Consider the following 23,471-nt stretch of genomic DNA (forward strand, 5'->3'; position numbering starts at 1 on the left):
AGCGTTCAATTGACGATTATTTGGTTGTGCTATACAACTAAACGAACATTTCGTTCGAGGTGCTTGCCGTGACCCATTACCCATCAGGTCTGATTAACCAAGTCCGTTCGGCCTCACGTCTCATGGTGCGAGAGTTGGGATTCATGCAAGCCACCCTGGCCGCGACGGACTATCCGCCTTCGTCGGTTCACACGATCGTGGAGATTGGGGAGCGGGATTCGCTGACGGCAGGGGAGCTTGTGGAGCTTCTCGGCCTGGAGAAATCCAGCGTCAGCCGTATGGTGCGCAAACTCATCGAGGCCGGCGAGATCGAAGAAATTCCACACGAAGATGACGCGCGCTCCAAGAAGCTGCGACTCACGGCGCAGGGCAAGAAGACCCTGCGAGCCATTGATTCGTTCGCCAGGGAACAGGTCAGCGCCGCCATGACTCACTTGACCAATGAGCAGCAGCGGGTGGTGGGTGAGGGCATCGCCAACTATGCCGTTGCTCTGCAAACTCATCGACTCGGTACAGAGCCGCAGCCCCCGGCGCAGCTGGACATTGCGCGGGGCTACCGACCCGGAATAATCGGTCGAATTGTGCAAATGCATGCTGATTACTACGCAAGGCATGCGAACTTCGGCCAGCCGTTCGAAAGTCTGGTTGCGTCAGACATGGCGGAGTTGATGGGGCGTTTGCACAATCCGCGCAACGAGGTTTGGGTGGCTCTGGACGGTCAGCGAATTGTCGGCTCCATCGCTATAGACGGTGAAGGAGAGGGCGGCGAAGCGATCCTGCGCTGTTTCATTCTTGATGACTCGGCGCGAGGCAAGGGCGCAGGTAAACGCTTGTTGGCTGAAGCGATGAAGTTCTGCGATGAATGGGGCTTTTGTGCAACACGGCTCTGGACGTTCAAGGGGCTTGATGCTGCTCGTAAGCTGTATGAAGACGTTGGTTTCACGTTAGAGCAGGAGCAAGAGGGGCAGCAATGGGGTGAACGGGTCACCGAGCAATGTTTTGTGCGGCCTGGCCCGACCGCTGTGCGAACTTGAGCAGGATAAAAAAACGGCACTGTTTAGATCGATTATTTCTTTCGGTTATTTATATAGCGCTCAGTCGAATATCCATAACCGATAAAACCACGTCTTCGGTTTGATTTTGTATGCGATGAAATCCATAGGGGCGCTATAGCAGACGGCTGCGTCCCGGCCGCGCCACTAAAGCGGTTTCAACATCAAAACCTGCTGCTCGGCCATCATCTTGTGGTCCCTTCGCCAGTCCTTAGAATCCGCCTCCATCAGCTTCGTCCAACTATCGAATCGCTTAGGGAGTTACACCATGATGAACGCCATGCAGATGCCAATGCCGATGATGAACGCCAACATGCCGATGATGCCAATGATGGGCATGCCGATGATGATGGCGACCATGAGCTGCGAAATGATGGACGACGGCATGATGTGCAAGATGATGCCGGCCGCTGGCATGGACATGGCCATGTTCAAGAACAGCGCTGAAATGATGCAGATGATGATGAACTGCGGCATGCCGATGATGATGCACTGCGGCAACATGAGCATGATGTGCATGTCCCAGGCGAGCATGGCCATGCCGATGATGAACATGATGATGCCAATGCCGATGATGGGCATGCCGATGCCGTCGATGAAGTGCGTGATGGAATGCACGATGATGGCCGACGGCATGATGTGCAAAATCATGCCGATGGCCGGCATGAACATGGACATGATGAAAAGCTGCTGCGACTTGATGATGAAAATGATGAACGATTGCAGCATGCCGATGATGATGAGCTGCAATGGCATGCCGCTGATGTGCTGCACCTGCTGATCCCTGACAACACAAAAAAAGCCCCCGCGACCTTACGGTTACGGGGGCTTTTTCATTCCGGCGGGCACCACATCCCCCCGTAGGAGCGAGGCTTGCCCGCGAAGGCAGCGTGTCAGGCGACATCAATATTGACTGACAATCCCCATCGCGAGCAGGCTCGCTCCCACAGTTTGATTACCGCCACCCACAAATACCGCGCCGAACCCAAATCACCTGTGGGAGCGAGCCTGCTCGCGATGAGGCCCTCGCATTCAACATCGATGTCGCCTGACACGCTGCCTTCGCGGGCAAGCCTCGCTCCTACAGGGGGATGTGGTGCTTTCAGGTGTTTAATCCAGCCGTTCCGGGTAAGTCACCACCAGATAAGCCACGGCCTCACTGTCGGCGGGGTTGCGGTAGCGGTGGGGCTGGTCGGCGTAGAACAGGATCGAGTCGCCGGTAGACAGCAGGTAACGTTCTTCGTTGACGCTGATTTCCAGCACGCCCTGCGACACCACCAGGTTCTCCTGGACACCGGGGCCATGCCCCTCGCTGTGGTCTTCGCCCAACGGGCTCAGTCGCAGTTCGTAAAACTCCGATTGGCGTGCCACGTCGAACGGGAACAGGGCGCGGCTGACGAAGGCTCCGCTGGCGCTGACCAAGCGTTTGCTCTCACGCGCCGACAGCACGGCCACACCTTCGAAGGCCCGATGCTCCAGAAAGGCGGCCACCGAGACCTTCAGGCCTTTGGCAATTTTGCACAGCACTTTGATGGACGGCACGCTGCGTCCGGACTCGATCTGCGCCAGCATTGCCCGACTCACACCGCATTGCCGGGCCAGCGCGTCGAGGGACAAGTGACGCTTGCCCCGCAGCCGTTGCAGGTTCTGTGCGACCCGCTCACAGATCGGGTCTTCTTCCAGTGGTTCCAGATTGTTCAAGTCCGTCACGGGTTCGTCTGCACTCGCCAGAAAACGCGAGGGTTGCTGCGCGTTCATGCGTGACGGGTCTCGGTCGAATGAGCGGCCTGGACCCATTGATAGGCCTGTAGACCGGCGTTACGTGCATACATTTCCCACATGGCCCGTGCCCGTTGCTGAGCCTGTTTGCGTTTGCGGTAACTGGCGAAGTCGATGAGGTTGTCAGTCGGATTCATGGGGCACTTCACTGTGGTGATGAATGACGGGATGAGCTGAGAGTACGTGGATATTTTTATAACGATAAATACTGATTTTGTATTTGTTAATTCGTTTTGGTTATTTGAATTTATATTCCATTAAAGAATAAGCAGATAATTATCTATTCCTTTTGTTGTTAGTTCAGGTGGTGCACTTTGAGGGCCTGCACATCCATGTGGATGCGCCCGACACCAGACAGGAAGCCTCATCATGACCATCAAAGCGATCAACGTCCGCAACCAGTTCAAGGGTGTCATCAAGGAAATACTAGAGGGCGAAGTGGTATCCGAAATCGACGTGCAAACCGCTTCCGGGATCGTCACCTCGGTGATTACCACCCGTTCGGTGCGCGACCTTGAATTGAAGGTGGGGAGCGAGGTGATTGCCTTCGTCAAATCCACCGAGGTGTCGATCGCCAAGCTCTGAAATTGAATTTTGAGCGACGAAAATCCTGTAGGAGCGAGGCTTGCCCGCGAAGAACGCTGACGCGTAATACCTGAAAAACTGCGGTGCATTCTTCGCGGGCAAGCCTCGCTCCTACAGGGTCTACGTCTCGACTTCCATAACGTTGAGGTTTTCATGGCGACTCCTTTCAAGCGCACCGCATTGACACTGTTGGCAGTCTCCGTGGCTGCGGTGAGTGCGTTACTCAGCCCCGGCGCTCAGGCCGAAGGCAAAATCAGCATTGCCCAGCAATTTGGTATCGGTTACCTGATCCTGGATGTGGTGCGCGATCAGCAGCTCATCGAGAAACATGGCAAGGAGCAGGGCCTCGACATCAAAGTCGACTGGAGCAGCATCTCGGGTGCCACGGCGATGAACGAGGCGTTATTGGCCGGTGCGCTGGATGTGGTGTCGGCCGGCGTGCCGCCGATGCTGACGATCTGGGACCGGACCAAGGGCAAGCAAAACGTCAAGGCCATCGCCTCGCTGGGGTCGATGCCCAATTACCTGCTGACCAATAATCCGAACGTAAAAAGCCTCAAGGACTTCACCGAAAAGGACCGCATCGCGGTACCGGCAGCAGGGGTAGGTTTCCAGTCGCGCACTTTACAAATCGAAACGGCGAAACAGTTTGGCGCGCAAAACTTCAAGAAGTTTGACGACATCTCGATCAGCCTCGCCCACCCGGATGCGACGTCGGCGCTGATTGCCGGCGGTTCGGAGATCAACTCACATTTCTCCAGTCCGCCGTTCCAGTACCAGGAGCTGCAGAGTCCCAACGTACACAAGGTGCTGAGTTCCTACGACGTATTGGGTGGCCAGGCCACGTTTAACGTGCTGTACACCACCGAGAAATTCCATGACGAAAACCCGAAAACCTACAAGGCGTTTTACGCGGCACTCGCCGAGGCCGAGAAAATAATCAAGGCCGATAAGCCTGCAGCCGCCCAGACCTACATCCGGGTGGAACAATCGAAGCTGGCGCTGCCACTGGTTGAGAAAATCGTCGCCGACCCTGAAATCGACTTCACCGTTGTGCCCCAGCGCACCTTCATCTACGCCGAGAAACTCCAGGAACTCGGTGTGCTGAAAAACAAGGCTGCCAGCTGGAAGGATTACTTCTTTGAAGAAGCACACAGCAGCGAGGGAAGCTGAGCGGGTCAGAGCCCCCGGCTGCTTCTGATCAACTCATAGGCCCGACGTACCAGCGGATTCACGGTGTTGGGCCGAATCCACAAGTGGTAGGTCACGTCCGGCAGCCGTGGCAGGCCATCGGTCTCGCCGAGTACGCGCATGTCCGGGCCGAGCATTTCCATGCTTCTGGGTGTGACGCCCAGCCCGGCACGCGTCGCGGCTTTGATGCCGATCAGGTTCGACGCCAGGTACGCCTGGCGCCATGGAATATTGGCGCGCTCCAGTGCCTCAAGGGCGTACCGACGATAAATACTCGGCTCATCCACCAGGATCAGCGGCAAGGGCTCACCGGGTGTATGGATGTACTGCGCCGAGCAGATCCACCACACCGGCGAGGTGCGCAAGGCAAAGCCTTCGAGCGTCGGGTCTTGGCGAGTGGAAATCACCATGTCGACCTTGCCCCGGTGCAGGTCATCCATCAAAAACGGACTGCGGCCGACATCGATCTCCAGGCGCAAGCGCGGTGCCGAGCGAGCGATGTGGCTGAGGATCGGCGGCAGGATGGTGTCGGCAATGTCATGGGGCGAGCCGATGCGCAATACACCGCTCAAGTTGCTTTCGCGCAGCGAGTTCAATGCATCGTCGTTGAGCGAAAGCATCTGCCGTGCATGGCGCAGCAACTGCAAACCGGGTTCGGTGAGTTGCTTCTGTCGCCCGCGCTTCTCGAACAGGCTCACCCCGACTTGTTGTTCCAGCCGTTGCATGTGTTGGGTGACCGACGATTGCGTGCGAGCCAGTTGCGCGCCGGCCTCGGCAAAACTGTGGTGATCGACCACGGCAATGAAGGTGCGCAGTAATTCGAGATCGAGGGTAGATGAGGTCGACATGGCCATTCCCGAGGCTGTTTTTATATCAAGGCTGCAAACATAAACATTACATTTATTTATGTGTTTTTGGCGATATTTTATTGTGTAAGCCATAAATGTCAGTAATTACTGGGGTTTCGAAGATTGTCGTTTAGAGGAAGCACGGCAAGTTATAACGATATTAGATATTTGAATTTCCGTTACACCAACGCTGTACCTAGGATGCCCTCACATCAGGTCGGGGGGACGCCGATCATTCCATGAGGGGAAATCCATGTTGCTTGAGCACTCACCTGTAAAACGATTGTTGCCAGCCTTGCTGGGCGCCTTGATCTCATTGGCCGCCAGTGCCGGTGCTCAGGCGGATGCAACGCTGGACAAGATCCAGCAACGCCATGTGCTGACAGTGGGGGTTGTACTGTCCGGCGGTCCTTTCGGCAGTATCGATCCGGGCACCCAGAAGCCACGGGGTTTGAACGTCGACCTCGCTCAGGAGCTGGGCCGGCAATTGGGCGCCGAGGTGCAACTGGTGCCGGTATTGCCCGCCAACCGCGTGCAATTTTTGCAGCAGGGCAAAGTTGATCTGCTGATCGCCAACATGGAATGGACGGCCGAACGCGGCGAGATTCTCGGTTTTGTGCCGACACCGTTCTACCGCGTCGGCGGTTCCGCGGCGCTGCTCAAGGACAGCAAAATCACCCGTTGGGAAGACCTCAAAGGCCAACCCGTTTGCACCTCCCAGGGCAGCAGTTACATCAAGCCGCTCACCGAATTGGGCGTTGAGATCAAGGCCTTCAAGAGCTCGTCGGAATCCTTGCTCGCGCTGCGTGGCAACAACTGCGTCGCGGCGGTGCATGACGCCACGCTGATCAACCCGTTGATCGCCGACAACGCCGAATGGCAGGGCTATCGCGCGCTCAGCCCGGAACTCAACCCGGCCCCTTCAGTGATCTGGACCCGACCAGGCGAGCGCGATACCCAGGCTCGACTCGACCCGATCGTCAAGGAACTGCATCGCAGTGGTTGGCTGATCGAAGCCCAGACCCGCAACCGCATCACCCCCGCGTCACCGGCCTTGGTGGATTTACAGAAACAGTTCCAGGCCAACGGTGCCTGACCGGTTCACCTCATCGTTTCAATAAGCCGCCGACTGGCTCGGCGGTCGTTCAAGGAAGTTGTGCATGAACCGATATTTTTCCGCCAGAGGCCTGGCCACGTTGTGCCTGGCAGGATATGCCGTGCTGGGCGTCAGCCTCGCTCAGGCTGACGCCACACTGGACAAGATCGAGCAACGCCACGCCATCAGCGTCGGGGTGATTCTCAGTGGCCCGCCATTCGGCACTCTCGACCCCAAGACCGGCGAGCACCTGGGGTACAACGTCGAACTGGCCAAGGGCATCGCCAAGGCGCTGGGTGTCGAGGCGCAAACGGTTTCGGTGTTGGCGCCCAACCGGGTGCAGTTCCTGCAACAGGGCAAGGTCGACATCCTGATCGCCAATATGCAGTTCACCGAAGAGCGTGCCGAGATTCTCGATTACGTGCCCACGCCTTATGAAGAGGTCGGCGGTGCCGCGTTGATTCGCAGAGGTGCGGGCATCACCCAGTGGGCCGACCTCAAGGACAAACCGGTGTGCGTGTCCCAGGGCAGCAACTTCATCAAGCCGTTGCAGGAAACCTACGGCGCGCAGATCAAGGCGTTCCGCAGCCAGTCCGAATCGTTGTTGTCGTTGCGCGGCAATGGCTGCGTGGCGGCGGTGCATGTCAGCCCGACGATGCATACCTTGTTGAGCGATGCCGAGTGGGCCGGGTATGAAATCCCGCTGCCGGGTGATTTGATCCCGTCGAACTCGGTGATCTGGATCCGCAAGGGCGAACACGATACCCAGGCGAAACTGGATGCCATCGTGCGTGACTGGCACCGCAGCGGCTGGTTGATCGAATTGGGCGAGCGCACCGGCATGGCGCCGTCGCAGGCCTTGCGTGACCTGCACGAGCAATACCGCAATGCGGCACCGCTGGCTGTGCGGCCATGAGTCGGCCGTTGTTCGTCGCCTTGCAGCAACTGCTCGGCGCCCGTCATGTGCAGGGCAACGAAGAGGCCGCCGCGTACCTGACCGACAAACAGGGCCGTTATGTGGGGCAGGTGCTGGCCGCGGTGCACCCGGCAAACACCGAAGAAGTCGCGGCGGTGGTTCGTGCCTGTGTGGCTTGTGATACGCCGGTGGTGGTGCAGGGCGGCAACACCGGGTTGATGGGCGGCGCGACCCCGGACACCAGTGGGCGCGCGGTGTTGCTGCTGCTCGACCGGATGAATCGCGTAAGGGCGGTGGACACCGACAACGACACCCTGACCGTCGAGGCGGGCTGCATTCTACAGACCATTCAGGATGTCGCCCATGACGCCGGGCGTCTGTTCCCGCTGAGCCTGGGCGCCGAAGGCAGCTGCACCATCGGCGGTAATCTGGGCACCAATGCCGGCGGCACCGCGGTGCTGCGTTATGGCAATTCCCGCGAATTGACCCTCGGCCTGGAAGTGGTCACCGCTCAGGGTGCAATCTGGAATGGCCTGCGCGGTTTGCGCAAGGACAACACCGGCTACGACTTGCGCGACCTGTTTATCGGCAGCGAAGGCACCCTCGGCATTATCACCGCCGCGACCCTGAAACTGTTCCCGCTACCCAAGGCCCAAGCCACGGCGCTGTTAGCCTTCGATTCGTTGGCCCAAGCGGTGACGTTCCTGTCCCATGCCCGCGCCGGTTTCGGTGCCAGCCTCACGGCGTTCGAACTGCTCAGCGCCGAGTGCCTCGCGCTGCTGCGTGAGCAATTTCCCGAAGGCCCGCAACCCTTTCTTGGCGCTCGTCAGCCCTGGTTCGCGCTGTTGGAACTGTCCGATAACCACAGCGAAAGCCATGCCCGCGAAGCGTTTGAACAGGTACTGGGCGAAGCCTTCGAACAGCGCTTGCTGGCCGATGCGCTGATCGCCGAAAGCCTCGCCCAGAGCCAGGCGTTGTGGCTGTTGCGCGAAAACATGAGCGAGGCGCAGAAGCGTGCCGGTCGCAACATGAAGCACGACATCTCGGTGCCGATTTCCCAAGTGGTTGCGTTTGTCGCCAATACCGATGCTTTGTTGCAGCGTCATTTTCCCGGTGTGCGGCATTACACCTTCGGCCATCTGGGCGACGGTAACCTGCACTACAACGTCGCCCATCCGCAGGATTCAACGGTCGAGGTGCACATGGTCCATTACGCGGCACTCAGCCAACTGGTGCACGACAGCGCCCATGCCCATGGCGGTTCAATCAGCGCCGAACACGGTATCGGCCAGCACAAACGGGACATGCTCGGGCGCTATAAAAGTCCGGTAGAACTCAACCTGATGCGCCGGATCAAGCAGGCGCTGGACCCGAAAAACCTGCTCAATCCGGGCAAGGTACTGGAGGCGATCGAGTCATGAATGTTCGCCTGTCCAAACGCGTGCAGCGCGTCTCGCTGTCGGCCAATGCCGCCGCCAAATCCCAAGCCACGGCCCTGCGCGAGGCCGGTCGCGACATCCTCGACCTGACCATCGGCGAGCCGGATTTCGACACCCCTGACCACATCAAGCAGGCCGCTTATGCCGCCATCGCTGGCGGTGCCACCAAGTACACGGCGACACCGGGCGTGAAGGCCTTGCGAATTGCGGTGCAACGCAAGCTCCGGCAGGAAAATCATCTGGACTACCCGCTGGAATCGATCGTGATTGCCAACGGTGCCAAACAGATCATCTTCAATGCCTTCGCCGCCACCCTCGATGACGGCGATCAAGTGCTGGTGCCGACGCCGTATTGGCCGTCGTTTCCGGACAGCGTGCGCTTCAACGGTGGCGAGCCGGTGTTCATCGAATGCGGGTTGGCGCAAGGCTGCAAGCTGACGGCCGAGCAGTTGGAGCAATACATCGGCGAGCGAACTCGCTGGCTGATCCTCAATGGCCCCGGCAACCCCAGCGGCGCAGTGTACAGCGCGGCCGAGTTGCAAGCCTTGGCCGAGGTGCTGCGGCGCCATCCCCAGGTGCTGATTCTGCTGGATGAGCTCTACGAACATATCCGCTTCGACGGTCGGCCGGCCCAGAGCCTGCTCAACGTCGCGCCGGATTTGCAGTCGCGCTGCCTGCTGGTGGGCGGCGTGTCCAAGACCTACGCCATGACCGGTTGGCGAATCGGTTTCGGTGCCGGACCGCAAGTGCTGACCCATGCGATGACCGTCGTGCAATCGCAATCCACCTCGGGCGCTTCTTCGGTAGGGCAAGCCGCCGCGTTGGCAGCTTTCGAGGGCGGACTGGATTTCTTGCGGTCGCAGGTCGCGGCCTATCAGCAACGCCGGGATTTACTGGTGAGTGCTTTACGCAAAGTCGACGGCCTCGAAGTGCTCGAACCTCAAGGTGGTTTCTTCGTATTTATCCGCTGCGCCGGATTATTGGGCCGCTATCGCCCGGACGGTCAGCGCTTGCAAACCGATGCCGACGTCGTCGCGTATTTGTTGGAGGAAGGCGTGGCCGGCGTAGCGGGCAGCGCTTATGGCCTGTCGCCGTGGTTTCGCCTGTCCATTGCCACTGCGACTGAAACCGTCGCCGAGGCCGGACGACGCATCGCTCAAGCCTGCGGGCAATTGCGGGGCGAACCATGAGTCATTTTCTGGAACTGTTCGTCCGCTGGGCCGCCGGGTTCGGCCTGAACTACGGCTTTCTGCTGGACGCCTATCAGCGCGGAACCCTGGAGCAGGGCGCGCTGACCACGGTGTTGCTGTGCCTGTTCACCATCGTCGGCAGCCTGCTGGCGGGGCTCGGGTTGGCGGCGATGTTGACCTCGGGCAAACCCTGGCTGGCGAAACCTGCGCGGGTGTTTGTCGAAGTTACCCGCAACACGCCGACGCTGGTGCAGCTGTATTGCGCGTTCCTGGTGCTGAACATGCTGCTGACCCAGGCCGTCGGCGCGGCCAACCCGCTGACGCCGTTCGCCTGGGTGGTGATCGTGATCTCGCTGCACAAGGGCGCGTTCCATGCCGAAGCCTTGCGCGCCGGCATCGAAGCCGTGCCAGCGGTGACGATGGAGGCAGCCAGTTCGCTGGCGTTCAGCCGCCGCCAGTTGTTGTGGAATGTGCAACTGCCGCTGGCCCTGCGCTTCGCCTTGCCGTCGCTGATCAACAACCTGATCGACCTGGTGAAGATGACCGCCGTCGCCTCGGCGATTGCCGTCGGCGACATCACCTACGCGGCGATCATGATCTGGACCCAGAGCGATAACGTGCTGGAGTTGATGATTCTGATCCTGACGTTTTTCGGTCTGCTGAGTTTTACCGTCAATTGTGTGGGGCGCCTGCTCGAAGCGCGCCTGAGGATGCCCGGCTATGGCCATTGAATCGTCCGTCACCGCGCCAGTGGCTTGGCCCCGGCGGCATGTCGGCAAGTTGCTGTTGTTGGCGGTTGCCGTGCTCTGGCTGATGTATTTCGCCCCGCACAGCCCAGTGCTCAAGGCCTTGCTGCAATGGTCGCCAGCGCTGGTCGTGGGCTTTGGCCAGAACATTCTGATCAGCCTGCTGGCGATCGGGCTGGGGTCGTTGCTGGGGTTGCTGGTGGGTGCCCTGGGGTTGTCGCCGTTGTGGTTGCTGCGCTTGCCGGCGCGGATCTGGGTGCAGGTTTTTCGCAACGCGCCGTGGCTGGTGCTGATCTATTTCACCACCTATGTGTTCCCGTTCGAGATCCACATCGGCAGCACCTATGTATCGTTTCCAGACTGGGTCAAGGTCACCCTTGGCCTGGCGTTACCGGCCAGTGCCAACGTCGCGGAAATCTTCCGTGGCGCGGTCGCCTCGATCCCCAGTACCCAATGGGAAGCCGCACGTTCCCTGGCGTTCACCCGTGGGCAGATTTTCCGCTCGATCATCCTGCCGCAGTGCTTCAAACGCATGTTGCCGCCGTGGATGAACCTCTACGCGGTGATCACCATGGGCACCGCGCTGGCGTCTTTGGTGGGCGTGCATGACGTGATCGACACCGCGCAAATCGCCAGCAACACAGTGAACCTGACCGGTTTTACCGTGGTGATTTACCTGAGCCTGCTGGTGCTGTTCTTTGCTTACTGCTACCCGATTTCCCGACTCACCCAACACCTGGAGCGACGTTATGCCTTCTACTGAAACCGTCGCCGAGCCCCTGGTCAGCCTGCGTGACCTGCACTTGTCATTTGGCAGCAACCCGGTGCTCAAGGGCATCGACCTCGACGTGCACCGTGGGCAGGCCGTGTCGATCATCGGCCCGTCCGGTTCCGGCAAGTCGACGATCCTGCGTTGCATCACCGGCCTGTTGCAGCCTCAGCGCGGCAGTATTCGCGTCGGCACCACCGAGGTTCACACCCTGGCCCAGGAATCCCAGCGCATCGAGTTGCGCAAGCGCGTGGGGTTTGTGTTCCAGCAGTACAACCTGTTCCCGCATTTGTCGGTGCTGGAGAACCTGGTGATCGCACCGCGCAAAGTGCTGGGGCGCAACCGCGCCGAGGCGGAGAAAGACGCCCGCGCCTTGCTGGCCAAAGTGCGCATGGAGCACAAGGCTGATGCTTATCCGGGACAACTTTCCGGCGGTCAGCAGCAGCGAGTGGCGATTGCTCGCGCATTGGCCATGCGCCCGGAATTGATTCTGTTCGATGAGGTGACCTCGGCCCTCGACCCGGAAACCGTCGGCGAGGTGCTGACGGTGATTCGCGAGCTGACCGAAGAGGGCATGACCTGTGTGCTGGTGACCCACGAAATGCGTTTCGCCGAAGAGATCAGCGACATCGTCTACTTCACCGAAAACGGCGTGATCGTCGAGCACGGCAGCGCCGCGCAGATTTTCCAGCACCCCACCAGCGAACGCACTCAAGAGTTTCTGCGTCATGCCCTGGGCGATCCGGGACGCCGTCCCCGCGTCGCCAACGATCCGTATCTGTTGACCAACCTGAGCCGCTACAGCCTGTCTGTCTAATACCGAGGAGCCTGTTCATGAGTACCGATAACCGTGCCGCCGTCATCGAGGATTTCCTCAAGAAGATCCGCATCATCAATCAACGCGGCGTCGACCGCGCTGCGTTGACGCAAATCGTCGCCTTGCTCGAAACCCTGGCTGAGCGTCGCGATCTGTTCAATTTCGACGCGTTCCCGGCGCCAGTGCCGGGGCAGGGCAGCACCGCGTTCCGCTACCGTCTCAATGACGATGGCGACACGCCGACGCTGTACCTCAACTCGCTGTTGCCGGGCAAAAGCACCATTGCTCACAACCACGAAACCTGGGCGATCATCAGCGCCGTCGAAGGCCAGGAAATCAACTACGTCTACGCCCGTGATGACGAGGGTCGCGAGCCTGGGTTCACCACCCTGCACCTGGAAAAAGAAGTGATCGTGCAGCCTGGCACATCGATCTCGTTCCTCGGTGAAGACTTGCACGGCATCCGTGTCGAAGGCGAGCAGCCGACCCTGCATTTCCACCTGTACGGCTTGCCCCTGGAATCACTCAATGGCCGTTATGGGGTCGAGGCCGACGGGCGCATTCTCAACTACAACGCCTCGCAAATGGCGCCGTCGATCAAGGCCTATGCATGATCGATCTGGCCCACTGGCAACGGCTTGAAGATCGGCATCTTGCGTAAGGAGCTGAGGTGAACACAAAACCTGTGGCGAGGGGGCTTGCCCCCGTTGGGTCGCGAAGCGGCCCTGATTCCTGTGATCGCGGTGTGTCAGATACGACGCATGCACTGGTTTTACGACTGCTGCGCAGCCGAACGGGGGCAAGCCCCCTCGCCACAGGTTTTGTGTTCGCCACAGGTTTGGTCGTTAGCCCTTCAATAATTTGGTTTTTTTATCTTTCAAAGCGGGACTCTCATGAGCCAGACCGTAACCCCAGGGCAACTGCAGCAATGGCTGTTCGACGGGCAGGAAATTGCCCTGTTTGACGTGCGTGAGCACGGCCAATATGGTGAAGCCCATCTGTTTCACGGGGTGAACCTGCCCTACAGTCGCCTGGAATTGGAGGTCCGACGCCTGGCGCCGAATCCACAGGTGCGGTTGGTGATTTATGACCAGAACGGTGGGGACGTCGCGGCCCGCGCCGCTCAGCGTCTGCAGGCGTTGGGGTATGGCCGCGTGCATATTCTCGACGGCGGTTCCGATGGCTGGCAGGCGGCCGGCCTGCAACTGTTTGCCGGCGTGCACGTGCCGTCCAAGGCCTTTGGCGAGTTGGTGGAAGAGGCCACTCATACGCCGCATGTCACCGCCAAACAGCTGGCCGAATGGCAAGCCCGGGGCGAACCGCTGGTGGTGCTGGACGGTCGGCCGCTCGACGAATACCGCAAGATGACCATACCCGGCTCTGTCTGCTGCCCGAATGGCGAACTGGGCTATCGCGTACACGATCTGGTGCCGGACGACAGCACGCCGATCGTGGTCAATTGCGCCGGTCGTACCCGCAGCATTATTGGCGCCCAGACCCTGATTAATCTGGGTCTGAAGAACCCGGTCTACGCCCTCGAAAATGGGACCCAGGGCTGGTACCTGGAAGACCTTCAGCTGGAGCATGGCAGCACCCGCCGCTATGCCGATGAGGTGTCATCGAAGACCTTGCCGCAACAGCGCCTCGCGGCGGCACAACTGGCCGAACGAGCCGGGGTAAAAACCGTTACGACCGCGCAGGCCGAGCAGTGGGCCGGGGAGGCCGCACGTAGCCTGTTTCTGTGTGACGTGCGCACCGCCGAGGAGTTTGCCGCTGGCAGCCTGTCGGGCGCGCAACACACGCCGGGTGGTCAGCTGATTCAATCCACCGATCTGTACATCGGCGTGCGCCAGGCGCGGGTGGTGCTGATTGACAGCGATGGCGTGCGGGCACCGATTATTGCCAGTTGGCTTCGGCAGTTGGGGCATGAGGCTTATGTCCTGGCGGATGGGGTGAACAGCGATCTGGCGTTGCCTGCGGTTGAGCCCCTCGCTCACGAAGCGTTGCCAGTGATCACGGCACAAGCCCTGAACGATGCGCTGAAGGATAACGCCGTGGCACTGATTGACCTGCGCCCGAGCATGAACCATCGCAAAGCCCGTATCGCGGGCTCGCGCTGGTCAATCCGCTCGTTGCTGGCGAGTGACGTGGCCGGTGAACAGCGACCTCTGGTGTTGCTGGCCGACGATCCGCTGCTGGCCGCTTTCGCGGTACTGGAATTACCCGACGTTCAGCGGGAGCAGGTCCGGCTGCTGGACGGCGGTCTCGACGCCTGGCGTGCGGCGGGGTTTGTGTTGCAAGAGGATGCCAACACACCGCCCGATCACCAGTGCATCGATTTCCTGTTCTTTACCCATGATCGTCACTCCGGCAACAAGGACGCGGCGCGTCAGTACCTGGCCTGGGAAATAGGCTTGTTGGCGCAAATGAGCGCAGACGAAATCGCCAGCCTCAAACCGCTGCGCGCGCAGTCTCAAGCCACCCGTGATGCACGGGTTCGTACCCGTCTGGTGCATGCGGCGCGTACCGAAAAGGGCCGTGGCGGTCGGGCGGTCAACGTGCCGGTCACTCGTTTGAGCACGGTGCTGTTCGACAACCTGGCGCAAATGCGCGACGCCCGTGCTCGCCGTGATAGTGAACGGGTTCTGAGCTATGGCGCCCGGGGCAATCCCACGGCGTTCGCCCTGGAAGATTTGGTGACGGAACTGGAGGGCGGTTACCGCACCCGCTTGTACGGCACCGGGCTGGCGGCCGTGGCGCAGACGTTCCTGGCCTACTTGCGGCCCGGCGATCATGTGCTGATCACCGACGCGGTGTATGCGCCCGTGCGGCGTCTGGCCCGGGAGCTGCTTGAGCCGTTCGGCATCCAGGTCAGCTACTTCGCGCCTGACGGCAGCGGGCTGCAATCTCAACTGCAAGCCAATACCAAAATGCTCTACACCGAAGTGCCCGGCTCACTGTTGTATGAACTCTGCGACCTGCCGGCCATCGCCGCCTTGTGCAAACCGCGCGGCATTCTGCTCGCCGTGGACAACACCTGGGGCTCGGGCTACCTGTACCGGCCGCTGACCCTGGGCGCGGACATCTCGATCATGGCGTTGACCAAGTACCTGTGCGGTCACAGCGATGTGGTCATGGGCAGCGTCTGTACCCGGCAAGAGGTCTGGCGGCCGCTGGCGTCCATGAGTGACACCTTTGGCATCACCGTCAGCCCCGACGATGCCTATCTGGTGCTGCGAGGTGCACGAACCCTGGCGCCGCGCCTCGACGTACACGAACGCCAGGCCCTGGAAATCGCTCAATGGCTACAGGCGCAACCGCAGGTGAAGCGGGTGTTCCATCCAGCGCTGCCCGATCATCCCCATCACGCACTGTGGCGGCGGGACTTCAATGGCAGCAACGGTTTACTCTCCTTCGAACTGCGCGAGGCCGACGCCACGTACGTCGAACGGTTTATCGATGCGCTGCAGGTGTTTGGTCTGGGCGCGTCCTGGGGCGGCTATGAAAGCCTGGTCACCGTCGCTGATACCAAGGATCGCAACAGCGCGGTAGATCGTGCATTGAACCCGGTGCTGCGGCTGCACATCGGCCTGGAAGATGTCGACGCGTTGATCGAGGATTTGCAACGCGGGTTCGCGGCGGCGCTGGACTAGGGCTTGCGCAGCACAAGCAACAACAGCGCCGCAGCCGCCAGCACCGCCCCGACGATGAAGGTGCTGGCTGAGCCGGAGGTCTCCCACAGCGCGCCGGCGAGCACGCTGGCGATCAACAGGCACACGCCGCTGATCAGATTGAACAGGCCGAACGCCGTGCCCCTGAGGTGTTCGGGTGCTGTGTCGGCGATCAGCGTCGCGAGAATGCCCTGGCTGAAGCCCATGTGCAGACCCCACAGGGCCACGCCCGCCAGCATGGTCATGATCGAATCCGCTTGCGCCAGCAACAGGTCCGCCAGGATCAGCAGGACGATGCCGACACACAGCACTTTGGTGCGGCTGATCCGGTCGGACAACCAGCCGGCAGGGTAGGCGGACACGGCATAGAGCAGCGACATGACCACCATCACCATTGGCACCCAAGTAGCCGTCAGGCCTGTTTGTTGCGCCTTCAAAACCAGAAAGGCTTCGCTGAAACGAGCCAGCGTGAACAGCCCACCGACGATCACGACCCACCAATAATCGCGCGAAAAATCCCGCAGAACCTTCCAGTGGATAGGCGAGCGAAAGGCGCGTTCGCCAGCGACAGTGCTCGGCTCTTTGACCCCACCGACAATCAGCGCCACCGATATCACCGCCGGGATCACCGCAAACCACAACACCAGATGGATCTGGCCGAGCCAAAGCATCAGCACGATCGCCAGGACCGGACCCAGAATGGCGCCAACGGTGTCCATCGATTGGCGCATGCCAAAACAGGCGCCACGGATTTCGGCGGGTGCCACATCGGCGACCAGCGCATCTCGCGGCGCACCACGAATGCCTTTGCCAATGCGATCCAGAAAACGCGCGGTGAACACCACCTCCACCGAGTGTGCGAGGGGAAAGAGCGGTTTCGACAAGGCTGCCAGACCGTAGCCCATCAACAGCAGGCCTTTGCGCCGGCCGAGAAAATCGCTGATGGCGCCGGAGAAAATCTTGGTCAGCATCGCAGTCGCCTCGGCGATGCCCTCGATCACCCCGACGGTCAACGCGCTCGCGCCCAATGTTGTGACCAGAAATACCGGCAGCAGGCTGTGCACCAGTTCTGAAGACAGGTCCATGAACAGGCTGACAAAACCCAGGGCCCAGACTGTGGAGGGGATACGCAGTGAAGCCGGTCTGAGTTTTGAGAGGTTGTCCATGCTGGTTTCCGGGATTGAATGCTCACCGATTGTCTATGTCGCCAACCCCGGCGATCAGGCCTTAAAGGTTCTGACTCAAAAAGAGCAACGTATTGCCATGTGCCTCAACCGCCGCCCGCTGGTTGTAACTGCTACGGTGTGAGCAGTTGAAGCCGTGTTCGGCCCCCGGATACACCTCGATATCGACGTCATCGTTGAACTCGAAACGCTCGGCGATTTGCTTCACGGCGTCGATGGGGATGTGGCTGTCCTGTTCGCCGAAGTGCATCAGCATCGGCACCTTGAGTTCACCGGCCCGATCCAGTTGGTTCTGAATGCCGCCGCCATAGTAGGCGATCGCCACGTCGACGAAACCGTTGGCCGCGGTGTTGTACGACAGCATGCCGCCGAAGCAGAAACCGATAGAAGCGATTCTGCCGTCCAGCCCCGGATGCGCCTTCAGGGCGTCGATGGCCAGTTTGATGTCGGCCTGCGCTTTTTGGGTGTCGGTGGCGTTCATCAACTCGACGGCGCGTTTCCAGCCGGCTTCGTCGTAGCCCAGTTCGATCCGGTGGCCGTTGCGCCAGAACAGATCCGGCGCGATGACCAGGTAGCCGTCGGCGGCGTATTGCTCGGCGACCGAGCGGATGTGCTCGTTGACGCCGAAGATTTCCTGAATCAGCACAATCCCCGGACCTTTACGGGGGTGGGGAATGGCCAGGTAAGCGCCGAACGTGCCCTCGGCGCTGGTGATCTCGATCCATTGGGTGGTTACGCTCATTACGGCTCCTTTTTACACAAGTTGGGTGGGGTTACCGAGACGCTGGCGTATCAGCGGTGACTGCGCCGCCAGAAGTATCGAGCCAACAGCGCGTCCACGCTGAGTTTGCCGGCCCCCGAGAGCAGCAACGGCATGAGGGCTGCGAGGTAGATCAGCGGCAGTTTGAAGTTGCCATGGCCTTTATTGCTGATGGCATAACCCTGGGCAAGTTCACTCAATGTAGACCAATCGGCCGGCCAGTGAACGGCAGCGGTCGCGACGATCGTGACCACGGTCAGAATAACCGCCGAAACCCGCGTTCCCAGGCCCACCAGCAGGGCGAGGGCGCAGATCAATTCGGCCCACATCGCCAGTTCCCAGTTCAGCGTGGCCGGAATGTGATTGAAGGGAAACGGGAAGCGGTTCTGGATGTCGGCGAACCAGTTCTGGCCGTTCCATTTTTCCAGGCCGGACTCGAAAAACTCCCAGGCCAGAAACACCCGCAAGGTCAGGGGGGCGATCCAGCTGCCGGTACGGTCGAGGTTCAGGTGCAGGCCTTTGAGGGCTGATGAGAGAGAGGTATTCATGGGTTTGAGCTCCGGGATTTGATCGACAGGTGCATTCATTGTGGAAGTGGACTGTGGCGAGGGGGCTTTTGTGGCGAGGGGGCTTGCCCCCGTTCGGCTGCGAAGCAGTCGTAAACCCGTTGTATGCGACTTTGAAATGCCGGGGCCGCTTCGCGACCCAACGGGGGCAAGCCCCCTCGCCACAAAGGCTCGCTCCCACAGGGGATTGTGGTGTTCCAGGGGTTTCATTCGGTCAATAGCGTGTTTCTGACCGACCGTTTGTACTTCAGCGCAATCTTGCCCAGCAGCCGAACGACGATCGCCGAAAACATCAAACCGAACGGCAATACGTACCAGGCGCTCATGGGAATGCGTTTGAAGTTGGAGTAGGTGAACACCGCCGCGAGCACCCACATGCCGCTGACGTGCAGGGCTTTCCAGGGTTTGGGGCCGATCAGCCGCGCCGTGGTTTTGAATGAGGTCAGCGCCATCAGCAGAATGAACAGGTAACCGACCGAGCCCGGGATGTTGCCGACCGTGGTGCGACTGGGCCAAAACTCGGGGTTCAGTTGGCCATAGCTGTAGATCAGGATGGCGTGCACCAGGTGGGAAAACGCGAAGGCCAGGCCGATGAAGCGTCGTTCGCGCACCAACGAACGGGTGAAAGGCGAGGGCACCAGCACCGCGAAAGCGGAGGCGGTGAACGCGGCGAGAAACAGTGCAAACGAAGTGCGCGCGGTAGCGCGAATGGCGCTGCGGGTGGCTTCCACCAGATCCGGATTCAGCAACAGAATCAGGCCGGTCATCACCAGCACCAACAAGGACAGCAGGCCAAACAACGACCAGCCGTGGTAACGGGGAATTTGGGTCATCATGACAACACTCCTGAGCAAAGGGCCGACCCGGTTTTTGCCGGTGGTCAGCGGACAGCAGGAGTTTTTCAACCAGGTGTGTGGGCGGTATGTCCGGAAGATCGCCGGGCGCAAGTTCATGTATCCCGGGGCGCATCAGATACATTCCCATACAAAACTGTGATTCAGCCCCGACCAGCAGCGTCTAGCGACAGTGTCCCCGCAATCCCATGGGGCGAGACTTCGGAACCCGGCATGCAAGCGCTGTTGAACGAGATCCTTGACGCAGTCCGACCGTTGATCGGTCAGGGCAAAGTGGCTGACTACATTCCCGCCCTCGGCACCGTGCCGGGCAATCAGTTGGGCATTGCCGTGTATGGCAATGACGGCGAGTTGTTTTGTGCCGGAGACGCCGACACGCCGTTCTCGGTGCAGAGTATTTCCAAGGTGTTCAGCCTGGTGCAGGCCATCGACCATTCCGGCGAAGCGATCTGGGAGCGTCTGGGCCATGAGCCTTCCGGCCAGCCGTTCAACTCGCTGGTGCAGCTGGAGTTCGAGCGCGGGCGCCCGCGCAATCCCTTCATCAACGCTGGTGCGCTGGTGATCTGCGACATCAACCAATCACGCTTTGCCGCGCCGGCATTGTCGATGCGCGATTTTGTCCGGCGTTTGTCCGGCAACCCGAATGTCATGGTGGACGGCAAGGTCGCCGAGTCGGAATACCAGCACCGCGCGCGCAACGCGGCCATGGCTTATCTGATGCAATCGTTCGGCAACTTTCATAACGACGTCGAAGCCGTGCTGCGCAGCTACTTCAGCCATTGCGCGCTGCGCATGAGTTGCGTGGATCTGGCCCGCACGTTCTGCTTTCTGGCCAATGACGGTTTCTGCAAACACAGCGGCGCGCAGATCCTCAGCGCCCGCCAGACCCAGCAAGTCAACTCGATCATGGCCACCAGCGGGCTGTACGACGAAGCGGGCAATTTTGCCTATCGCGTCGGTCTGCCGGGCAAGAGCGGCGTGGGCGGGGGCATTGTCGCGGTGGTACCGGGGCAATTCACGGTGTGCGTCTGGTCTCCGGAATTGAACGCTGCCGGCAACTCCCTCGCTGGCATGGCCGCGCTGGAGTTGATGAGTCAGCGGATCGGCTGGTCGGTGTTCTGATGACCTGTCTTGACTAGCGCCCGATGACCGCTACCGTGAAGCAGGCATTCTTTGACTCAAGGGGCGGGTGACTTCATGGTGAATTTCGGTTCCGCGCTTCTAGTCTTCAATGACCCGGACACTGATTTGCGCAAAGGGTTGTCTGCCGTGGTCCAGATAGGCGACACCCTGTGGGTCGCCAATGATGAATCCTTGAGCCTGGAGCGCTTCACCTTGCGTGAGCGCGTCGGTGCGGGCGAGTTTCTGTTTGACCAGCACAAACAATTCCCGTTGGCGTCCCTGTTGGCGCTGCCGGTCATCCCGACGATTGGCGAAGAATTCGTTGAGGCAGACCTGGAAGGCATGAGTTACGACCGCGACACTGGGTATCTCTGGATTGTGGGGTCTCACAGCCTGAAACGGAAAAAACCCGATAGCACCAAGTCCTGGAAGAAAAACGCCGAGCGTTTGGCAACGGTCAGTCGCGATGGCAATCGTTTTCTCCTGGCCCGGATTCCGGTGGTCGAAGAAAACGGGACGTTCACTTTGGTGAAGAGCACCGTTAGCGATGGTCGAGCCGCCGCTCAATTGGCCGGTAATCAACTGGGTAACGAATTGCTCGATGAACTCAAGGACGACGAGCATGTGGGGGCATTTCTGCACATTCCCGGCAAGGACAACGGGTTCGATACCGAAGGCCTTGAGGTCAACGGCAATCGTGTGTTTATCGGGCTGCGGGGGCCGGTGTTGCGTGGCTGGACAATCATTCTGGAGGTCGAGCCCGAGGACCATCCCGATGCTGCTCACACACTGACGCTGAAAAAAATCGGGCCCAAGGGGCGCAAATACCGAAAGCATTTTCTCCAGCTGGATGGACTCGGCGTCAGGGACTTATGCATCGATGGTGACGACATGTTGATCCTTGCCGGGCCGACAATGAACCTCGACGGGCCTGTCAGCTTGTTTCGATGGCACGACGGCGCCAGACCAACAGAAGAAAGTTTTGTCTTCAGCGAACAATTGACGCCGGCCCTGGAGGTTCCTTATGGGCAAGGCGAGGATAAAGGCCGCGATCATGCCGAAGGAATGACCTTTGTCAGCACTGCCGGCGTAGAAGAGCCCTTGCTGCTGGTGGTCTATGACGCGAACGCGGCGTGGCGCAAACAGGGGAGCAATCGCCTGGAGCAAGATGTATTCCGACTTACGAAAAAGTAACCGCCACTGCACCCCGGTGAATGACGCTCCACGGATTTTCCTATACATTTTCTGGCCGCTCCCCTGCATGGTGAAACCGTTTCATGTCTCTTGCGCTCGAACGTCTAGTCGCTGGCACGCCAATCCCTTTTGCCGGTAATCGTGTCACTGTCGTCAGCCCCGAACTGGCGGCGCGCTTTCAGCCCGGCGACCATCTGCTGGTGGAGCAGGTCAGCGGCGAGTTGTTGCTGATCCCGGTAGCGGACCAACAAGCGGCGGCGGTCGCCATCGAGCGCGCCGAAGCGGCGTTTACCGCCATGTCCAGCGTCTCGGATCAGGCCATCGGCGAGTTCTTCGATCGCTTTGCGCAACGCCTGGAAACCCCGGAATGCTGGGCCTTGATTGCGGCCGCCAACCTGGCTGACATCGAGCGGGCCAAGGCTCGCGGGCGTTCCACCACGCGGTTGCTCGCCGATGAGCGCATGCGCCGCGACATGATCGCCGGCCTGCGAGCCTGGCGCGATGCACCGGCCACTCGCGGCAAGGTCGTGAGCTGCGTCGAGCATGACGGCTGGAAAGTCGAGCAAGTGGTCTCTCCATTGGGCATCGTCGCCTTCGTGTTTGAAGGCCGGCCGAATGTCTTCGCCGACGCCGCCGGTGTATTGCGCACCGGTAACACCGCAGTGCTGCGCATTGGCAGCGACGCGTTGGGCACCGCCCAGGCCATCGTCAGCCATGCATTGAATCCGGCATTGGCCGACGCCGGGTTACCGGCCGGAGCCGTTTCGCTGGTGGAAAGCGTCAATCACGCCGCCGGTTGGGCGATGTTCGCCGACCGGCGCTTGTCGCTGGCTGTGGCCCGTGGGTCGGGGCGTGCGGTCAGTCAGTTGGGCAGCATCGCGCAACAGGCCGGCACGGCCGTCAGCCTGCACGGCACCGGTGGCGCCTGGCTGATCGCCGACAAGGACGCCGATGCCCAGCGCTTTGCCGCCGTGGTGCGCAACTCGCTGGACCGAAAAGTCTGCAACACCCTGAACGTGTGCCTGATCCACCGCGATCGCGCCGCCGAACTGGTGCCGCTGTTTCTCGACGCACTGCAACAGGCCGGCACCGCTCGGGGCCAGGGCTGCAAGTTGCATATCGTCGAGGGCAGCGAGGCCTGTTTGCCGGCCGATTGGCAGACCGCGAGCGTCGAGGTGTACCGCGCCGAAGGCTTTCAGACCGAAGCGTTGGCCGAACCGCTGCCCGAGGATCAATTGGGTCGCGAGTGGGAATGGGAAGAAACCCCGGAAGTCAGCCTGAAGATCGTCGACGACCTGGATCAGGCCATTGCCTTGTTCAACCGCTACAGCCCGCAGTTCACCGTGTCGCTGATCAGTGAAGATGCCCAGGCCCAGGAGCGTTTCTACAACGCGGTCAACGCGCCTTTTGTCGGCAACGGGATTACCCGCTGGGTCGACGGACAGTACGCGCTGAACAAGCCGGAACTGGGGCTTTCGAACTGGGAGAGCGGGCGCCTGTTTGCGCGCAGCGCGATTCTCTCGGGGGATGGTGTGTTCACGATCCGTAGCCGCATGACCCAGACGAATCTGTCGGTCAAACGCTGAGACGGCATTCCAGAACGGTGAAAATCCTGTAGGAGCGAGGCTTGCCCGCGAAGAATGCACCGCGGTTTTCAGGTATTACGCGTCATCGTTCTTCGCGGGCAAGCCT

General features: G+C 60.3%; 23 protein-coding genes. 16 read left to right on the forward strand and 7 right to left on the reverse strand.

What is annotated here, in order from left to right; genetic code table 11:
• Positions 1-122 precede the first annotated feature (122 nt).
• Entirely contained in the window at positions 123-1,034 is a 912-nt protein-coding gene (locus PMI30_RS11400; protein WP_050562563.1) for a bifunctional helix-turn-helix transcriptional regulator/GNAT family N-acetyltransferase, read from the forward strand.
• A gap of 286 nt (positions 1,035-1,320) precedes the next feature.
• Complete coding sequence (locus PMI30_RS30710) at positions 1,321-1,833, forward strand: hypothetical protein (RefSeq protein WP_080772173.1); 513 nt, start codon at positions 1,321-1,323, stop codon at positions 1,831-1,833.
• 329 nt (positions 1,834-2,162) lie between these two features.
• Here PMI30_RS30710 and PMI30_RS11390 read toward each other — a convergent pair whose 3' ends face one another.
• On the reverse strand, positions 2,163-2,810 hold the full coding sequence (locus tag PMI30_RS11390) for a helix-turn-helix domain-containing protein (RefSeq protein ID WP_008011106.1): 648 nt from the start codon (positions 2,808-2,810) through the stop codon (positions 2,163-2,165).
• Positions 2,807-2,968, reverse strand: coding sequence for a hypothetical protein (locus tag PMI30_RS31535; RefSeq protein ID WP_008011108.1), 162 nt, complete (start codon positions 2,966-2,968; stop codon positions 2,807-2,809). The genes PMI30_RS11390 and PMI30_RS31535 overlap by 4 nt, the downstream gene beginning before the upstream one ends.
• Before the next feature lie 232 nt (positions 2,969-3,200).
• Between PMI30_RS31535 and PMI30_RS11385 the strand changes: the two genes are divergently transcribed.
• Entirely contained in the window at positions 3,201-3,416 is a 216-nt protein-coding gene (locus PMI30_RS11385; protein WP_007904463.1) for a TOBE domain-containing protein, read from the forward strand.
• A 153-nt stretch (positions 3,417-3,569) separates the two neighbouring features.
• Positions 3,570-4,589 carry an ABC transporter substrate-binding protein gene (locus PMI30_RS11380; protein ID WP_008011111.1) on the forward strand — a complete coding sequence of 340 codons (1,020 nt, stop codon included), beginning with the start codon at positions 3,570-3,572 and terminating at the stop codon, positions 4,587-4,589.
• Between the two features lie 5 nt (positions 4,590-4,594).
• On the opposite strand, the gene PMI30_RS11375 is transcribed toward PMI30_RS11380, so the two are convergent.
• A complete protein-coding gene (locus tag PMI30_RS11375; RefSeq protein ID WP_008011114.1) occupies positions 4,595-5,455 on the reverse strand; it encodes a LysR substrate-binding domain-containing protein in 861 nt (286 codons plus the stop codon).
• Positions 5,456-5,708: 253 nt separating this feature from the next.
• Between PMI30_RS11375 and PMI30_RS11370 the strand changes: the two genes are divergently transcribed.
• The 9 genes from PMI30_RS11370 (at position 5,709) to metC (ending at position 16,081) form a co-directional block, all read left to right on the forward strand.
• Complete coding sequence (locus PMI30_RS11370; protein WP_008011115.1) at positions 5,709-6,551, forward strand: transporter substrate-binding domain-containing protein; 843 nt, start codon at positions 5,709-5,711, stop codon at positions 6,549-6,551.
• 64 nt (positions 6,552-6,615) lie between these two features.
• A complete protein-coding gene (locus PMI30_RS11365; RefSeq protein ID WP_008011117.1) occupies positions 6,616-7,467 on the forward strand; it encodes a transporter substrate-binding domain-containing protein in 852 nt (283 codons plus the stop codon).
• Positions 7,464-8,888: an FAD-binding oxidoreductase gene (locus PMI30_RS11360; protein WP_008011120.1), complete on the forward strand. Its 1,425-nt coding sequence runs from the start codon at positions 7,464-7,466 to the stop codon at positions 8,886-8,888. Before PMI30_RS11365 ends, PMI30_RS11360 begins: the two co-directional genes overlap by 4 nt.
• Positions 8,885-10,096: an aminotransferase class I/II-fold pyridoxal phosphate-dependent enzyme gene (locus PMI30_RS11355; protein WP_008011122.1), complete on the forward strand. Its 1,212-nt coding sequence runs from the start codon at positions 8,885-8,887 to the stop codon at positions 10,094-10,096. The genes PMI30_RS11360 and PMI30_RS11355 overlap by 4 nt, the downstream gene beginning before the upstream one ends.
• Positions 10,093-10,827, forward strand: a complete 735-nt coding sequence (locus PMI30_RS11350; protein WP_008011123.1) for an amino acid ABC transporter permease — start codon at positions 10,093-10,095, stop codon at positions 10,825-10,827. Before PMI30_RS11355 ends, PMI30_RS11350 begins: the two co-directional genes overlap by 4 nt.
• Positions 10,817-11,605, forward strand: a complete 789-nt coding sequence (locus tag PMI30_RS11345; protein WP_008011126.1) for an amino acid ABC transporter permease — start codon at positions 10,817-10,819, stop codon at positions 11,603-11,605. Before PMI30_RS11350 ends, PMI30_RS11345 begins: the two co-directional genes overlap by 11 nt.
• Positions 11,592-12,428: an amino acid ABC transporter ATP-binding protein gene (locus tag PMI30_RS11340; protein WP_008011128.1), complete on the forward strand. Its 837-nt coding sequence runs from the start codon at positions 11,592-11,594 to the stop codon at positions 12,426-12,428. Before PMI30_RS11345 ends, PMI30_RS11340 begins: the two co-directional genes overlap by 14 nt.
• Positions 12,429-12,445: 17 nt before the next feature.
• Entirely contained in the window at positions 12,446-13,042 is a 597-nt protein-coding gene (locus PMI30_RS11335; RefSeq protein WP_008011131.1) for a hypothetical protein, read from the forward strand.
• Between the two features lie 279 nt (positions 13,043-13,321).
• Complete coding sequence (metC, locus tag PMI30_RS11330) at positions 13,322-16,081, forward strand: cystathionine beta-lyase (protein ID WP_008011133.1); 2,760 nt, start codon at positions 13,322-13,324, stop codon at positions 16,079-16,081.
• Here metC and PMI30_RS11325 read toward each other — a convergent pair.
• The 4 genes from PMI30_RS11325 to PMI30_RS11310 all read right to left on the reverse strand — a co-directional run bounded on the left by PMI30_RS11325 (position 16,078) and on the right by PMI30_RS11310 (position 19,445).
• Positions 16,078-17,265 (reverse strand): MFS transporter, encoded by a 1,188-nt coding sequence (locus tag PMI30_RS11325; RefSeq protein WP_008011135.1) that lies wholly within the window; start codon positions 17,263-17,265, stop codon positions 16,078-16,080. The genes metC and PMI30_RS11325 overlap by 4 nt on opposite strands.
• Positions 17,266-17,326: 61 nt before the next feature.
• Positions 17,327-18,025 (reverse strand): dienelactone hydrolase family protein, encoded by a 699-nt coding sequence (locus PMI30_RS11320; protein WP_008011136.1) that lies wholly within the window; start codon positions 18,023-18,025, stop codon positions 17,327-17,329.
• Between the two features lie 50 nt (positions 18,026-18,075).
• A complete protein-coding gene (locus PMI30_RS11315) occupies positions 18,076-18,591 on the reverse strand; it encodes an HvfX family Cu-binding RiPP maturation protein (RefSeq protein ID WP_008011138.1) in 516 nt (171 codons plus the stop codon).
• 224 nt (positions 18,592-18,815) lie between these two features.
• On the reverse strand, positions 18,816-19,445 hold the full coding sequence (locus PMI30_RS11310; protein WP_008011141.1) for a ferric reductase-like transmembrane domain-containing protein: 630 nt from the start codon (positions 19,443-19,445) through the stop codon (positions 18,816-18,818).
• A gap of 231 nt (positions 19,446-19,676) precedes the next feature.
• On the opposite strand from PMI30_RS11310, the gene glsB reads away from it, so the two are divergent.
• The 3 genes from glsB to PMI30_RS11295 all read left to right on the forward strand — a co-directional run bounded on the left by glsB (position 19,677) and on the right by PMI30_RS11295 (position 23,365).
• Entirely contained in the window at positions 19,677-20,585 is a 909-nt protein-coding gene (gene glsB, locus PMI30_RS11305) for a glutaminase B (RefSeq protein WP_008011142.1), read from the forward strand.
• A gap of 75 nt (positions 20,586-20,660) precedes the next feature.
• On the forward strand, positions 20,661-21,779 hold the full coding sequence (locus tag PMI30_RS11300) for a DUF3616 domain-containing protein (protein WP_008011144.1): 1,119 nt from the start codon (positions 20,661-20,663) through the stop codon (positions 21,777-21,779).
• 83 nt (positions 21,780-21,862) lie between these two features.
• Positions 21,863-23,365: an aldehyde dehydrogenase family protein gene (locus PMI30_RS11295; RefSeq protein ID WP_008011146.1), complete on the forward strand. Its 1,503-nt coding sequence runs from the start codon at positions 21,863-21,865 to the stop codon at positions 23,363-23,365.
• Positions 23,366-23,471: the final 106 nt, after the last annotated feature.

The organism is Pseudomonas sp. GM50, assembly GCF_000282375.1.
Taxonomy (GTDB): domain Bacteria; phylum Pseudomonadota; class Gammaproteobacteria; order Pseudomonadales; family Pseudomonadaceae; genus Aquipseudomonas.

Excerpts from the sequence above, each read along its gene's own strand:
- PMI30_RS11400 (WP_050562563.1), top strand. The coding sequence starts at position 123 with ATGGTGCGAGAGTTGGGATTCATGCAAGCCACCCTGGCCGCGACGGAC.
- PMI30_RS30710 (WP_080772173.1), top strand. The coding sequence starts at position 1,321 with ATGATGAACGCCATGCAGATGCCAATGCCGATGATGAACGCCAACATG.
- PMI30_RS11390 (WP_008011106.1), bottom strand. The coding sequence starts at position 2,810 with ATGAACGCGCAGCAACCCTCGCGTTTTCTGGCGAGTGCAGACGAACCC.
- PMI30_RS31535 (WP_008011108.1), bottom strand. The coding sequence starts at position 2,968 with ATGAATCCGACTGACAACCTCATCGACTTCGCCAGTTACCGCAAACGC.
- PMI30_RS11385 (WP_007904463.1), top strand. The coding sequence starts at position 3,201 with ATGACCATCAAAGCGATCAACGTCCGCAACCAGTTCAAGGGTGTCATC.
- PMI30_RS11380 (WP_008011111.1), top strand. The coding sequence starts at position 3,570 with ATGGCGACTCCTTTCAAGCGCACCGCATTGACACTGTTGGCAGTCTCC.
- PMI30_RS11375 (WP_008011114.1), bottom strand. The coding sequence starts at position 5,455 with ATGTCGACCTCATCTACCCTCGATCTCGAATTACTGCGCACCTTCATT.
- PMI30_RS11370 (WP_008011115.1), top strand. The coding sequence starts at position 5,709 with ATGTTGCTTGAGCACTCACCTGTAAAACGATTGTTGCCAGCCTTGCTG.
- PMI30_RS11365 (WP_008011117.1), top strand. The coding sequence starts at position 6,616 with ATGAACCGATATTTTTCCGCCAGAGGCCTGGCCACGTTGTGCCTGGCA.
- PMI30_RS11360 (WP_008011120.1), top strand. The coding sequence starts at position 7,464 with ATGAGTCGGCCGTTGTTCGTCGCCTTGCAGCAACTGCTCGGCGCCCGT.
- PMI30_RS11355 (WP_008011122.1), top strand. The coding sequence starts at position 8,885 with ATGAATGTTCGCCTGTCCAAACGCGTGCAGCGCGTCTCGCTGTCGGCC.
- PMI30_RS11350 (WP_008011123.1), top strand. The coding sequence starts at position 10,093 with ATGAGTCATTTTCTGGAACTGTTCGTCCGCTGGGCCGCCGGGTTCGGC.
- PMI30_RS11345 (WP_008011126.1), top strand. The coding sequence starts at position 10,817 with ATGGCCATTGAATCGTCCGTCACCGCGCCAGTGGCTTGGCCCCGGCGG.
- PMI30_RS11340 (WP_008011128.1), top strand. The coding sequence starts at position 11,592 with ATGCCTTCTACTGAAACCGTCGCCGAGCCCCTGGTCAGCCTGCGTGAC.
- PMI30_RS11335 (WP_008011131.1), top strand. The coding sequence starts at position 12,446 with ATGAGTACCGATAACCGTGCCGCCGTCATCGAGGATTTCCTCAAGAAG.
- metC (WP_008011133.1), top strand. The coding sequence starts at position 13,322 with ATGAGCCAGACCGTAACCCCAGGGCAACTGCAGCAATGGCTGTTCGAC.
- PMI30_RS11325 (WP_008011135.1), bottom strand. The coding sequence starts at position 17,265 with ATGGACAACCTCTCAAAACTCAGACCGGCTTCACTGCGTATCCCCTCC.
- PMI30_RS11320 (WP_008011136.1), bottom strand. The coding sequence starts at position 18,025 with ATGAGCGTAACCACCCAATGGATCGAGATCACCAGCGCCGAGGGCACG.
- PMI30_RS11315 (WP_008011138.1), bottom strand. The coding sequence starts at position 18,591 with ATGAATACCTCTCTCTCATCAGCCCTCAAAGGCCTGCACCTGAACCTC.
- PMI30_RS11310 (WP_008011141.1), bottom strand. The coding sequence starts at position 19,445 with ATGATGACCCAAATTCCCCGTTACCACGGCTGGTCGTTGTTTGGCCTG.
- glsB (WP_008011142.1), top strand. The coding sequence starts at position 19,677 with ATGCAAGCGCTGTTGAACGAGATCCTTGACGCAGTCCGACCGTTGATC.
- PMI30_RS11300 (WP_008011144.1), top strand. The coding sequence starts at position 20,661 with ATGGTGAATTTCGGTTCCGCGCTTCTAGTCTTCAATGACCCGGACACT.
- PMI30_RS11295 (WP_008011146.1), top strand. The coding sequence starts at position 21,863 with ATGTCTCTTGCGCTCGAACGTCTAGTCGCTGGCACGCCAATCCCTTTT.